The organism is Micromonospora sp. WMMD730 (genome assembly GCF_049178955.1).
Lineage (GTDB): Bacteria > Actinomycetota > Actinomycetes > Mycobacteriales > Micromonosporaceae > Micromonospora > Micromonospora wenchangensis.
In genome coordinates, this window is sequence record NZ_JBMHML010000002.1 from 992,639 (window position 1) to 1,004,947 (window position 12,309).

Annotated in this window: 12 protein-coding genes; 7 read left to right on the top strand and 5 right to left on the bottom strand. The window is 73.0% G+C overall.

The genetic code is table 11. The features are described 5' to 3' along the window. Positions 1 to 22: 22 nt before the first annotated feature. From ACN265_RS04580 to ACN265_RS04595, 4 genes are all read left to right on the top strand, one after another. Complete coding sequence (locus ACN265_RS04580; RefSeq protein ID WP_420115720.1) at positions 23 to 517, top strand: SigE family RNA polymerase sigma factor; 495 nt, start codon at positions 23 to 25, stop codon at positions 515 to 517. Further along, positions 514 to 1,584, top strand: a complete 1,071-nt coding sequence (locus ACN265_RS04585) for a hypothetical protein (RefSeq protein WP_421406123.1) — start codon at positions 514 to 516, stop codon at positions 1,582 to 1,584. The genes ACN265_RS04580 and ACN265_RS04585 overlap by 4 nt, the downstream gene beginning before the upstream one ends. A 16-nt stretch (positions 1,585 to 1,600) precedes the next feature. Then, a complete protein-coding gene (locus ACN265_RS04590; protein WP_088642767.1) occupies positions 1,601 to 1,927 on the top strand; it encodes a hypothetical protein in 327 nt (108 codons plus the stop codon). Between the two features lie 84 nt (positions 1,928 to 2,011). Then, positions 2,012 to 2,812, top strand: coding sequence for an alpha/beta hydrolase (locus ACN265_RS04595; protein WP_421406124.1), 801 nt, complete (start codon positions 2,012 to 2,014; stop codon positions 2,810 to 2,812). A gap of 16 nt (positions 2,813 to 2,828) precedes the next feature. Here the strand turns inward: ACN265_RS04595 and ACN265_RS04600 are convergent, their stop codons facing one another. The 4 genes from ACN265_RS04600 to mce form a co-directional block, all read right to left on the bottom strand. Then, a complete protein-coding gene (locus ACN265_RS04600) occupies positions 2,829 to 4,067 on the bottom strand; it encodes an AI-2E family transporter (RefSeq protein WP_421406125.1) in 1,239 nt (412 codons plus the stop codon). Between the two features lie 141 nt (positions 4,068 to 4,208). Further along, positions 4,209 to 6,416 carry a hypothetical protein gene (locus tag ACN265_RS04605; protein WP_421406126.1) on the bottom strand — a complete coding sequence of 736 codons (2,208 nt, stop codon included), beginning with the start codon at positions 6,414 to 6,416 and terminating at the stop codon, positions 4,209 to 4,211. Between the two features lie 176 nt (positions 6,417 to 6,592). After that, positions 6,593 to 7,858, bottom strand: a complete 1,266-nt coding sequence (locus ACN265_RS04610) for a DivIVA domain-containing protein (protein ID WP_363655491.1) — start codon at positions 7,856 to 7,858, stop codon at positions 6,593 to 6,595. A gap of 383 nt (positions 7,859 to 8,241) precedes the next feature. Then, positions 8,242 to 8,718 carry a methylmalonyl-CoA epimerase gene (mce, locus tag ACN265_RS04615; protein ID WP_204928127.1) on the bottom strand — a complete coding sequence of 159 codons (477 nt, stop codon included), beginning with the start codon at positions 8,716 to 8,718 and terminating at the stop codon, positions 8,242 to 8,244. Between the two features lie 63 nt (positions 8,719 to 8,781). Between mce and ACN265_RS04620 the strand changes: the two genes are divergently transcribed. From ACN265_RS04620 to ACN265_RS04630, 3 genes are all read left to right on the top strand, one after another. Further along, positions 8,782 to 9,975 carry an acetyl-CoA C-acetyltransferase gene (locus ACN265_RS04620; RefSeq protein ID WP_204928126.1) on the top strand — a complete coding sequence of 398 codons (1,194 nt, stop codon included), beginning with the start codon at positions 8,782 to 8,784 and terminating at the stop codon, positions 9,973 to 9,975. Positions 9,976 to 10,301: 326 nt separating this feature from the next. After that, entirely contained in the window at positions 10,302 to 11,237 is a 936-nt protein-coding gene (gene meaB, locus ACN265_RS04625) for a methylmalonyl Co-A mutase-associated GTPase MeaB (RefSeq protein ID WP_357928123.1), read from the top strand. A 167-nt stretch (positions 11,238 to 11,404) separates the two neighbouring features. Beyond that, entirely contained in the window at positions 11,405 to 11,662 is a 258-nt protein-coding gene (locus ACN265_RS04630; RefSeq protein ID WP_357927944.1) for a hypothetical protein, read from the top strand. Between the two features lie 61 nt (positions 11,663 to 11,723). Here ACN265_RS04630 and ACN265_RS04635 read toward each other — a convergent pair whose 3' ends face one another. Then, a complete protein-coding gene (locus ACN265_RS04635; RefSeq protein WP_421406127.1) occupies positions 11,724 to 12,308 on the bottom strand; it encodes a TetR/AcrR family transcriptional regulator in 585 nt (194 codons plus the stop codon). Position 12,309: the final 1 nt, after the last annotated feature.

A 12,309-nucleotide genomic window follows, 5' to 3' on the forward strand; every position in this document is an offset into this window, starting at 1 on the left:
CCGGTGACGGCGTCTGACGGGTGTGACCTTCGAGGAGTACGTCAGCAGCCGGGGGCCGGCGCTCGTCCGGCTGGCCCGGCTGCTGACCGGCGACCCGCACCGGGCCGAGGACCTCACCCAGGACGTGCTGGCCCGGGCGTACGTGCACTGGCGGCGGATCGTCCGCACCGACCGCCCCGACGTGTACGTACGCCGGATGCTGGTCAACGCCAACCGGTCCTGGTGGCGGCGGCGGTCCAACCGTGAGCTGGTGGTCGACGGCTTCGTCGAGCGGGCGGGGCGGGCGGACGTCGGTGGAGAGGCGGCCGACCGGGACGAGTTGTGGCGACTGATCCGCCGACTGCCCGACCGTCAGGGGGCCGTGCTGGTGCTGCGCTACTACGAGGACCTCGACGACGCGACGATCGCCCAGATCCTGGACTGCTCGCCGGGCACCGTCCGGACCCACGCGCTGCGGGCGCTCACCCACCTGCGGGCACGCCTCGGTGTCCCCACGACGAACGGGAGCCGGTCGTGACCGAGCTGGACCAGCGGATCAGCGAAACCCTGCGGGAGCGGGCCGAGGGGCTGGTGGACATCGACCGGCTGACCGTCCGGGCGGTGGTCGGGGGCCGCGCCCGGCGTCGTCGTCGGCGGGTCGGGGTGGGTGTCGCCCTGGGCCTGGTGGTGGTGCTCAGTCTCGGCGTACCCACCGTGGCGGACCACTCGGGGAGACTGCCCTGGACGTCCGCCGAGCCGTCGCCGGCGACTGTCGTGCCGCCTCGGGCACCGACGGCGGCGACGGCCGCCCTCCGGCCGGACCTGGTGGGTACGGACCCGACCCTGCTGCACTTCGGCATCGACCCGGCGCGGGCCGGCTATCTCGGCTGGGAGGCCGGGCAGGGGGTGGAGAGCGTCCGGTTGGCCGTCAGCGGGGGCCGGCAGGTCGTCCTCGACCTCGGTCGTACGCCGGCGGACGTGGAACAGGCGCTGCACGAGGGAATGAGCTACGGCACGGCGCCGGACGCGGAGTCCGAACTGGTGACCGCGGCAGACTTCGACGGCACCGTCCGGACGGTCGCCCCGGCCGGTTCCGGCGGCGAGCCCGGGTGGATCCTGCGCTGGCAGCCCGTGGCGGGCCTCTACGCCCGGGTGACCACCGTCGGTCCGAACGACCGTGACCTGCGGACGGTGGCGCAGGCGTTGCGGCTGGACGAGGCGTACCGGTGTGCCACGCCGCTGCGGCTCACCGCGCTGCCGCCGGATGCCCGGCTCGCCCGCTGCGCGGTGAACCTCGTCGACCTGCCCGACTCGGTGGACGTCCTGCTCACCGTGCTGCGTGGCGAGGACCAGCGGCTCGACGTCCGCCTGGAGTACCACGCGGAGTTCGTCGGCCGCCGTACCGAAGGGAACCGGACGATCGGTGACAGGGCCGGCTACCTGCATCCGAGGGGCGACGAACTGGAACTGCTCGGACTGACCGGGGCCAGGCTCGCGGTCCGCTTCGGCCCGCCCCGCCGGGGTTTCACCGAAGCGGACGCGGCGACGGTCCTCGGCGGGGCGGTGCTGGCGGACGACCTCACCCGTCCGGCGACCTGGGACTGACCGTAACCTTGGCAAGGTGAGCCCCCGTCGCAACCGTCCCCGCCGCGAGGACACCGGCCAGTTGGACGCCGAACGGGCCCGGCACGGCGTGGAGTCGGTGCAGCAGTGGCGCGACGGCGAGTGGCAGGTACGCGGGATCAGCGGCGGGGCGTCCGTCAAGACGTACCGCTGCCCCGGATGTGACCAGGAGATCCGGCCCGGGGTGGCGCACCTGGTGGCCTGGCCGGCCGACGGCGCGGGTGACCTCACCGACCGGCGGCACTGGCACAACGGCTGCTGGCGGGCCCGGGACCGGCGGGGACCGAACCTGCTACGCGGCCGGGGCGCTCCCCGCTACGGCTGACCGGTCCGGCCGGGTGGGCGATCTTGATCACCCCGGTTGTGCCCCGGGCGAGCGACGGCGGCGGGTTCGGGTCAGACTGGGGCGGTGAGCACACCGATCCGCGCGTCGTCGATCCTGCCCGGCCACCGGGAGGACATCGAGCTGCACACCGCCGACGGCCTGCGGCTCGTCGGGGAGCTGGCCCGCCCGGTCGACCGGACGCCGGCGGGCACCCTGGTCTGCCTGCACCCGCTGCCCACCCACGGCGGGATGATGGACAGCCACGTCTTCCGCAAGGCGGCCTGGCGGCTGCCCGCCCTGGCCGACCTGGCGGTGCTCCGGTTCAACACCCGGGGCACCGGCAGCGTGCGGGGCACCAGCGAGGGCGCCTTCGACAACGCGGTGGGCGAACGGTTCGACGTCGCCGCCGCCATCGAGTACGCCGAGTTCCACGAGCTGCCGAACATCTGGCTGGTGGGCTGGTCGTTCGGCACCGACCTGACCCTGAAGTACGGCTGCGACCCGGCGGTGGCCGGGGCGATCCTGCTCTCCCCGCCATTGCGTTTCTCGCAGCCCGGCGACCTGGCCGTCTGGGCGGAGTCGGGTCGGCCGCTGACCGCGCTGGTGCCCGAGTTCGACGACTACCTGCGCCCCGATGAGGCCCGGCGGCGCTTCGCGGCGGTGCCGCAGGCCGAGGTCGTCGGCGTGCCGGGGGCCAAGCACCTCTGGGTGGGCGACGCCGAGCGGGTGCTCGACGAGATCGTCAGGCGGGTGAACCCGGCGGTGCCGCTGCCACTGCCGACGAGCTGGGACGGCCCGATGGAGACCGGCGACGTCAGCGCGTACGCCGACCGGACGGTGGCCGCGTTCGCCGACACCCCCGTGCCGGGGCCCGCCGCCGACTGAGCCCCTTCCGGTCGGCTCAGCGGCGGTCCTGGCGGGGGAGCACCACCTCGCGCAGGATGAGCTGGAGGGCGGCGACGACCGGGATGGCGATCAGCGCGCCGACCACCCCCATCAGCGCCACCCCGAGCAGGGCGGCGAGCAGCGCGGCCACCTCGTTGACCTCCACCGACCGCCGCATGATCTTCGGGTAGATGAGGTAGTTCTCCACCTGCTGGTAGAGCACGAAGAAGACCGCGCAGGCGATGCCGATCGGCAGCGCGGTGGCGAAGCCGACCAGACTGACGACCACCGCGCCGAGGGTGGCCCCGATCTGCGGGATCAGGTCGGTCACCGCCACCACCACGGCCAGCGCGAACGGATAGGGCAGCCCCACGACCAGGGCGAAGACGAAGCTGGTCGCGCCGGCCAGCACCGCGATGCTCAGCGCCCCCACCATGTACGCGCCGACCTTGGTGAGGATCTCGTCGCCGATCAGGCTGACCCGCTGCCGGCGTGACCTCGGCACCAACGCGTACCCGAGATCGCGCAGCCGGTCGAAGTAGGCCAGGAAGTAGATCGTCAGCACCAGCACGGTGAGTACCCGGAAGATCGTGCCGAAGATCAACTGGGCGCCGCCGAGGACCCCGCCGAGCGCCCGGCCCACGGTGTCCGCGTTCGCCAGCTCCTGCACCCGCCGCATCACGTCGTACCGGACCACCAGGTCGTTGACCGTGCGGTTGCGGCGCAGCTCCTCGACATAGCTGGGAAGCTGCTCGATGAACTGCCCGGTCTGGGTCACCACCGGCGGCACCAGCGCCACCAGCCCGGCGACGATCAGCAGCACCAGGGTCAGCGCCACCACCGTCACCGCCAGCCCGTGCGGCAACCCCCAGCGGCGCAGCCGGACCACCGCCGGGTTGAGCCCCACCGCCAGGAAGAGCGCGATCACCACCAGGACCAGGATGCCGCCGGCATTGCGGATGCCCAGGAACACGGTGTACGCCAGCAGCACGCCGAGCGCCCCGGTGAAGCCGACCAGGAAACTGCTGCGGCGCAGTGGCCGACCGGGTCGACCGAACCGCCCCGACCCGGTGGCGACCGACCCGGCGTCGTCGTCCCCGGGGGCGTCCCGCGCTGGCTCGTCCCGTGCCGGTTCGTCCCGCGCCGGCTCGTCCCGTGCCGTGGGGCGGGGGATGGGGGCGTCGGCGTCCGTCGGTACGACTTCAGGGGTGCTGTCCCGGGTCGCGTCGTCGCGTGCCGGGCCGTGCTGTACCACCGGACCTCCCCAGTTCCGCCCCGACGCGGCACACCGGAGCGGATCAGCCGACCCACCCGGCGGGCACCTACCGTACGGGCTCCTGCCCGCAGGGTAGTGGGACGGGTGCTGCGCCGGCCACCCCGGGGCACCCCACCGTGATCACTCGGACTCGACGGTCACCGTGCTCGGCTTGGCACTGCGCTCGTCCGTGGTCGGCTTGCTGGGCCGCTTGCCGTTCTCCCCGGTACTGGTGATCTTCGTCGGGGTGGCACCCCGGCCGGCGGCACCCGGAACCGCGGCGACCGTCGGTTCACCGTCCACTCCGGCGCTCGCCGTCCCGCCGTCCACCGTGGTCACCGGCTCGGCCTTCGGCTTCGCGGCACCGTCCGTACCGCCGGTCGGCTTCGTGCCGTTGGCGCCCGGACCGCCGGCCGGCCTGGTGACGGCCACGACCGAGTCCGCACCGGCGACGACCGGCTTCTTCCCGGCATCGCCGTCGGCGGAGGGCTTCGCGCTGTCGACCGCACCGGAGCCCACCGGCTGCGGTGCCGGGGCGTCGGCGGTGCGCGTCGGCTTCGGCTTCCTGCCGTTGCCGAGCGGACCCGTCCCCGGCCGGTCGCCGTCCGGGGACGGCACCACCGCGTCGACGCCCACCGGCGTCGCGGCGCTCGTCCGCAGGGCGGTGACGTCCCGTTGCAGATCGTCGTGCTCCTGCCGCGCCTGCCAGGTCTCCTGACGCAGGTCGGCGAGCTGCTGCTGGGCCTGGGCGATCTCCAGCATCACCCGGGCGAGCTGCTGCCGGCCGGCCGCCGCCTCCTGCTGGGTGGCGGCGAGGTGCTGCTGGGTGGTCGCCAGGTGCTGCTGGGTCGTGGCCGCGTACTCGTCGAACTGCCGGCGGGAGGCGGCGACGTGCTCGTCGGCCTGGCGACGCTTCTCGGCGGTCTCCCGCTCGACCCGGTCGAGCAGCTCGGTGGTCTCCTGCTCCACCCGCCGACGCAGCTCGGTGGTCTCCTGCTCGGCCGTGCGTCGCAGCGTCGCCGCGTCCGCCTCGGCGGCCCGGCGGATCTCGGCCGCACCCTGCTCGATCTCGTCCCGCCGGGCGGCCCACTCCCGCTCCAGCTCGGCCTGCCGCGTGCCGTGCTGCTGTTCCAGCTCGTCGTGCCGGGCCCGGTGCTTGCGGTCCAGCTCGTCGCGGCGCTTGGCGAACTCCTGCTCGGCGGCGGCCCGGCGCTGGACCAGCTCCCGGTCGGCGGCCTCCCGCCGGCCGTTGACCTCCTGCTCCACCCCCGCGCGCCAGGCCCCCAGCTCCTGCTGCGTCTGGGCGCGGGACTGCTGCACGTACGCCTCGGTCTCGGTGCGCATCCGCTGCACGTACGCCTCGGCCTCGGCCCGGCTGCGTTGGGCCGTCTCGGTCGCCTCGGTGGTCAGCCGCTGCGCCTCCTGCCGGGCGCGTTCCCGGGTCGCCTTGGCCGCGCCGTCGGCGTCGTCGGTGACCTGCTTGGCCTGCTGGAGCGCCTTGGCGTGGGTGGCGCGGCTGGTCTCCGTCGCCGAATCGACGAGCCGCCGGGCCTCCTGCTGCGCCTTGAGGTGCACCTCCTTGGCGGCCTCGCGCAGGTCGGTGGCCTCCTTCTGGGCCTTGGCCAGCGCCGCCTTCGCCGTCTCGCGGAGCTTGGTGGCCTCCTGCTGGGCCCGGGTGTGGATCTCCTTGGCGGTGTCGCGGAGCTGGGTGGCCTCCTGCTGGGCCCGGTTCAGGGCCTCCTGGGCGGCGGTCCGCAACCGGTTGGACTCGTCCTCGGCGGTGGCGCGCAGCAGGGTCGCCTCGTCCTTGGCGGTGCTGCGCAGCCGAGCGGCCTCCTGCTTGGCGGTACGCACGGCGGCGTCCGCCTCGGCCTTGCGGGCCGTGGTGTGCCGTTCCTCCTCGGCACGCCGGGCGGCGAGCGCGATCTCGAAGTCCTTGAGGGCCCTTGCGGCCTGCTCACGGGCCTCGTCGATGATGTGCTCGGCGGCGGCCCGGCGGGCCTCGATCTCCTCGTTGGCGGCGACCAGGATGGCGTCCGCCTGCTCCTCGGCGAGGGCGAGGATCTGCTCGACCCGGGGGCCGAGATGCTTGAAGGAGGCCCGGTCCACCACCCCGACCTGCTTGCGCACCTGGGCGAGATCCCGCTGCAGGTGCTCGACCTGACCGGCCAACTTGTGGATCTGGGTGTACGCCTGTTCCCGCTCACCCGTCAGCGTGGCGATCTCGTGCTCCGCACGAGCGACGTACCGGTCGACCTGTCGTTTGTCATATCCCCGCAGAGCGGACTCGAAGCTGGGCTCCGTCGTCACATCCCCGCCGAGAGCGAACAGTTCCTCGCCGTGCGACATGCCCCCATCCTCACACGCATCCGGCCCTCCGGGGGCGATACGGACGCCGCTGTGGGGAGCTGTTTCAGTGCTGTCCCGCGACAGGGTGTCACAGGGCGGGAACGGGCGCGGCGCGGGGGTGCACCGGTATCCGGTGTCCCTCCGCGCCGCGACTCATGCCCCGTCGATGCGTTCGGTCAGCTGGCGGTCTCCGCAGTCGCCCGGGACTCGGCGTCGGCCTTGGCCGGCTCCGCCTTGGCCGGCGTGGCGGCCTGCTGCTGGGCCGGAACGCCCGGCACGATCCCGGCCAGGCCGGAGAGCATCTGGCCGAGCTGCGAGGTGACCGCGTCCTTCTGGCGGGTGAGGTCCTCCACCTCGCGGCGGGCCGCCTGGGTGGTCAGGTCCGCCTCGGTGCGCGCCTCGGTGAGCAGCCGCTTCGCCTCGGCCTTGGCCTCGTTGAGGGTCTTCTCGGCCAACGCCTTGGCCTTGTCGACGGTGTCGTTGGCGGTGCGCTCGGACTCGACCCGGCGGGCCTCGGCGCGCTGCTCGATCTCCTTGGCCCGCTCCTGGGCGGCCCGCGCCCGCTGCTCGGCCTCGCCGACCAGCTTCTGGGTCTGCGCCACCTGGGCGGCGTGCCGCTCCGACTCCTCGCGCTCGGCCTTCTCCCGCCGCTCGGCGAGCTGGAGCTCCAGCGCCTGGAGGTCCTTGTCCCGCTTGTCGCGGGCGTCGGTGAGCAGCTTGGTGGCCTCGGCGCGCTTCTCCTCGGCCTCCCGCGCGGCCTTCGCCCGCTGCTGGGTGATCTCCCGCTCGGCGGTGGCGCGCAGGGTGGCGACCTCCCGCTCGACGGTGGACTTCAGCTCCGCCACCTCGTGCGCGGTGACCGTACGCAGCTGCTTGGTCTCCCGGTCGGCGTCGGCGCGCAGCGTGTCGGCCTCCCGACGGGCCTGCACCCGGGCCTCGGCGGCCTCCCGCTCGGCGGCGGTGCGGACGGTGCCGGCCTCCCGCTCGGCGGTGGCCTTCATCGCGGCGGCCTCGGCGCGCGCCTTGTCGGTGATCTCCCGCGCCTCCAGCCGGGCAGCGGAGAGGATCCCTTCCGACTCGCGCTTGGCCTCGTTGCGGTGGTCGTTGGCCTGCTCCTCGGCCAGCCGCAGGATCTGCTCGACCCGGGTGCCGAGACCCGAGAGGGTCGGCCGGCTGTTCTCCTCGAGCTGCTTGTTGGTGTCGGTGAGCTTCTGCTCGAGCGCGGCCTGCCGCTGCTCGGCCTGGCGGAGCCGACGCTGGGCGTCGTTCATCCGCTGCTCGGCCTCGGCGCGGGCCTGCTCCGACTGGGTCAGCGCGGCCGTCATCCGACCGAGGAAGTCGTCGACCTGGTGGGTGTTGTATCCACGCAGGCCCACCGTGAAGTCGGGCTGCGAGTTCGCGTTATCGAAGAACGCGAGAGGGGAGGACTGCTGCTGGGGCATTGGGACATACTTGCAGACCCCCCGGGGTCGTTCGCAAGAGCGGTGCCGAGCTTTCGTGTCCTCTTTACATGGTCCACCGGGTCGTACCGGCGGCCGGCACCAAACGGCGATCTTGGCAGGTCCGGGCGGCCCCACCGCCGCTACCGCCCGCTATCCCGGCAGTGTCCGCCTCTTTCCCGCCGCCCCCCGAAATGCCACCCCCACACAATGCCCCCACCACCCCCCGGAAACGCCAATCCGACCCCCGCCCTCCCTCGCCCCGCTCCCACCCGCGCCCCGCCCCGGTGATCAAGAGGTTTGCGTCAGGTCTGGAGATCGAGATGACGCAAACCTCTTGATCAACACGGAAGGGGTGGGGGTGGGGACGCGGGGAGAGGACAGTGTCAGTGGGGGGTGTCGGCGGGTTGGACGAGTTCGATGAGGACGCCGCCGGCGGCCTTGGGGTGGACGAAGTTGACCCGGGAGTTGGCGGTGCCGCGCTTCGGGGTGTCGTAGAGCAGCCGTACGCCGCGCTCGCGCAGGATCGCGCAGGCCGCGTCGATGTCGGCGACCGTGTACGCCACCTGCTGCACCCCGGGGCCGTTGCGGTCGAGGAACTTGGCGATGGTCGACTCCGGCGACAACGGGGCGAGCAGCTGCACGCAGCCGCCCTCGGCGGTCGGGCCCACGGCCATCATCGCCTCGCGTACGCCCTGCTCGGTGTTGGTCTCCTCGTGTATGCAGCGCATCCCGAAGGTGCGCTGATAGAAGTCGATCGCGGCGTCCAGGTCGGCGACCGCGACCCCGACGTGGTCGATACGGCGCAGCCCGATGTCTGTGACGTAGTCGGCAGCGGGCTCGACGGGGGAGTTCTCAGCCATGACGCTAGTCTGGCCGAACAGCCGTTAAGGCGTACAGCTCGGTACCCCCCTCGGAGGCAGACAGTGGCATCGGTCATCGTCAGCGGCGCGCGGACCCCGATGGGCCGGCTGCTGGGCAACCTGAAGGACCTGCCGGCGACGAAACTCGGCGGCATCGCGATCAAGGCGGCGCTGGAGCGCGCCGGGGTCGCCCCGGACCAGGTGCAGTACGTGATCATGGGCCAGGTGCTCCAGGCCGGTGCCGGGCAGATCCCCGCCCGGCAGGCGGCGGTGGAGGCGGGCGTCCCGATGTCGGTGCCGGCGCTGACCATCAACAAGGTGTGCCTCTCCGGCCTGGACGCGATCGCCCTGGCCGACCAGCTCATCCGGGCCGGCGAGTTCGACATCGTGGTGGCCGGTGGCATGGAGTCGATGACCAACGCCCCGCACCTGCTGCTCGGCCAGCGCGCCGGTTACAAGTACGGCGACGTGACGATCAAGGACCACATGGCCCACGACGGGCTCAGTGACGCCTGGGACTGCTGCTCGATGGGCGAGTCCACCGAGCGGCTCGGCGTACGGCACGGCATCACCCGCGAGGAGCAGGACGCGTTCGCGGCGGCCAGCCACCAGCGGGCCGCCGCCGCCCAGAAGAACGGCCACTTCGCCGACGAGATCACCCCGGTGGTCATCCCGCAGCGCAAGGGCGACCCGCTGGTGATCAGCGAGGACGAGGGCATCCGGCCGGACACCACCGCCGAGTCGCTGGCCAAGCTGCGCCCGGCGTTCGCCAAGGACGGCACGATCACCGCCGGCACCTCGTCGCCGATCTCGGACGGCGCGGCGGCCGTGGTCGTGATGAGCAAGGCCAAGGCGAACGAGCTGGGCCTGGCCTGGCTGGCCGAGGTCGGCGCGCACGGCAACGTGGCGGGCCCGGACAATTCCCTGCACTCGCAGCCGTCCAACGCCATCCAGCACGCCCTGAAGAAGGGCGGCCTGAGCATCGACGACCTCGACCTCATCGAGATCAACGAGGCGTTCGCCCAGGTCGGCATCCAGTCCGCGCGGGACCTCGGGGTCGGCGCCGACAAGATCAACGTCAACGGCGGCGCCATCGCGCTGGGGCACCCGATCGGCATGTCCGGTGCCCGGCTGGTGCTCACCCTCGCGCTGGAGCTGAAGCGGCGCGGCGGCGGTACCGGCGCGGCGGCACTCTGCGGCGGTGGCGGCCAGGGCGACGCCCTGATCATCCACGTGCCGGCCGACGCCCAGGGCTGACCCGCGCCCCGGGTCTGCGAGCGTGGGGAGCGACAGGGGTTGGCGAGCCCCGTAGTCGTGACCGAAGGTGGCTCGGTGGTGAGCGCGAGGAGTGAGCGGGGTTTGCGAGCCGCGTAGTCGCGGGGCGAAGGTGGCTCGGTGGTGAGCGCGAGGAGTGAGCGGGGTTTGCGAGCCGCGTGGTCGTGGGGCGAAGGTGGCTCGGTGGTGAGCGCGAGGAGTGAGCGGGGTTTGCGAGCCCCGCAGTCGTGAGCGAAGGTGGCCCAGTGACTGTCGAGAACGCCCCCGCCCCGGCCGCTGTCCCGGTTCGTCGCAGTCGGGACGTACCGATGCTGGTGGCCCGGGCGCGCGAGGGTGACCCCCGGGCGGTGGCCCGGCTGATCACCCTGGTGGAGTCCGGTGACGAGGTGCTGCCGCAGGTGGCGGCGGCGCTCGCGCCGTACGCCGGGCAGGCCCAGGTGGTCGGGTTGACCGGTTCCCCGGGGGTGGGCAAGTCGACCACCACCAACGAGCTGGTGCGGGCGTTGCGGGCGGGCGGGCACCGGGTCGGGGTGCTGGCCATCGACCCGTCCAGCCCGTTCACCGGCGGGGCGATCCTCGGCGACCGGGTGCGGATGCAGGATCACGCCACCGACCCGGGCGTCTACATCAGGTCGATGTCCAGCCGGGGTCACCTCGGCGGGCTGTCCGCGGCGACCCCGCAGGCGGTCCGGGTGCTGGAGGGTGCCGGCTGCGACGTGGTGCTGGTGGAGACGGTCGGGGTCGGCCAGGCCGAGGTGGAGGTGGCGTCGCTCGCCGACACCACGCTGGTGCTGCTCGCCCCGGGGATGGGCGACGCGATCCAGGCGGTCAAGGCCGGCATCCTGGAGATCGCCGACGTCTTCGTGGTCAACAAGGCCGATCGGGACGGCGCGGACAACACCGTCCGCGACATCCAGGGCATGATCGCGCTGGGCGAGCGCGGGCCGGGGCAGTGGCGTCCGCAGGTGGTCCGGTCGGTCGCCGCGCGCGGCGAGGGGATCGACGACATCGCCGCTGCGATCGACAAGCACCGGGCCTGGCTGGAGCAGCACGACGAGCTGCGCCGCCGCCGGGAGAAGCGGGCCGCCGCCGAGATCGAGGCGATCGCGCTGGGCATCCTGCGTGCCCGCATCGGTTCCCTGCGCGACGGTACGGAGCTGCCGGCGCTCGCCGCGAAGGTCGCCGAGGGGGCGCTGGACCCGTACGCGGCGGCGGACGAGCTGTTGGCCCAGATCAGCTCCTGACCGGGCCTGCGGGCCGGACACCACCCGCCCCTTTTCGGGGGACGTATTGCTGCTCTTGAATGCCGTGATGTACGCGTGTATACAGGAACGGTGAAACTGATCTCGGGCCCGGGCACATTCTGTGCGCCCGGGGCGCGGTCTCCGAACCGAGGAAGGGAAGGAACACCGTGACCAGGATCGGAACAATGGCCACCCGGCTCGGCGTCTCCGGCGCGCTCGTCGTCGGCGCCGTGTCGCTGACGTTGGCGACGACGGCGGCCGCCGCGAGCGCCGGCTCGGTGAGCGGCGGGTGGTTCACCAACAGCACCGCCTGTTACCAGGCCGGCAGCAATGCGGTCGAGCTGCCGAATTCGCGGTACCGCGACTATGCCTGCAACTATTCCGCCAGCCACAACCCGCACTGGCACCTGGTCCTCTACACCTGATCCGGACCGCGCCGTCGCGGAATGGGAACGACCATTGCGCCGGCCGCCGCCGGTGGTGTGGTCAGTCGGTCGGTTGCCGCAGGTACGGCTCCAGCAGCCCGCGCGCGAGCGAACGGGCCTTGGCCTCCCCGACACCGTTCTCGATCATGTGGGAGGCGGTGTAGACGATCGCCTGGATGAGTTCGGCGGTGCCGGCCGGGTCGGGCGCGCCGTGCTCGGCGAGGGCCTCCACGAGCGGGGCGCGTAACTGTTCGTGGAGGCGACGGCTGGGTTCGGCGAGCGCTTCCGGGGAGGCGATCGCCGACAGCCCGCGGAAGACCGCGTGTTCGCCCTTGGCGACCAGATGGAGGTTGGCCGCCACGTAGGCGAGGACCCGGTCGCCGGGGGTGCTGGCCCGGCGCATCCGCTGCGTCACGTAGGTCGACCAGCGGGGGAGCAGGTCCACGATGACCGCGTCGAGCAGGTCGGTGCGGGATCTGAAGTACTGGTAGACGCTCGGACGCGCCAGGCCTGTCCGCGCGGCGACCGCGGCCAGGCTCGGCGCTTCCGACCCACCTTCGGCGAGGATCGACCGGGCGGCGTCCAGGATCGCCGCGCGTTGCCGGGCACGGTGCTCGGCGACGGTGGCTGCCTGGATCTTCGGCACC

Bases quoted from the DNA above. Each gene is read 5' to 3' on its own strand.
- ACN265_RS04605 (WP_421406126.1), bottom strand. From the start codon at position 6,416: ATGTCGCACGGCGAGGAACTGTTCGCTCTCGGCGGGGATGTGACGACG.
- ACN265_RS04610 (WP_363655491.1), bottom strand. From the start codon at position 7,858: ATGCCCCAGCAGCAGTCCTCCCCTCTCGCGTTCTTCGATAACGCGAAC.
- mce (WP_204928127.1), bottom strand. From the start codon at position 8,718: ATGGCTGAGAACTCCCCCGTCGAGCCCGCTGCCGACTACGTCACAGAC.
- meaB (WP_357928123.1), top strand. From the start codon at position 10,302: ATGCTGGTGGCCCGGGCGCGCGAGGGTGACCCCCGGGCGGTGGCCCGG.